1 protein-coding gene is annotated in these 368 nt (G+C 39.7%); it reads right to left on the bottom strand.

The window, feature by feature from the left end:
- Nucleotides 1-368: protein rep (locus J502_RS17050; protein WP_034685359.1), on the bottom strand; the 368-nt coding region annotated here is incomplete at both ends.

Consider the following 368-nt stretch of genomic DNA (forward strand, 5'->3'; position numbering starts at 1 on the left):
TAGCTCTACGGACATCAACCACCATAGAATCACCAGTAACACTGTGCCAGTATTCTGAAAATTCTTGTTTATCAATCCACTGGTCAACCAGTGCAAACATATGAATATGCGGATGCCATTCGCCTGTTTTCTCATTGAATGTATTCTCATATGAATACATAGCACCTTGAACCTTACAGAACTCATTAAAACCTCGTCCTTTCTTTTCATAGTCCCTACGACGCTCTAGAAGCGTTCTAAATGACTTCATAAGATGTTCAGAGCGTTCTGCTAGGTTAGAGCCGTTTTTAACTGTGAGCGTGATTAGAACAGGCTTGAGCTTGCGATTTTCTTTTAAGACTTGGTCAATACGTTCAACGTATTTTTGA

The sequence above is a fragment of the Acinetobacter sp. 1294596 genome (genome assembly GCF_000582925.1).
GTDB classification, from domain to species: Bacteria; Pseudomonadota; Gammaproteobacteria; order Pseudomonadales; family Moraxellaceae; genus Acinetobacter; species Acinetobacter radioresistens.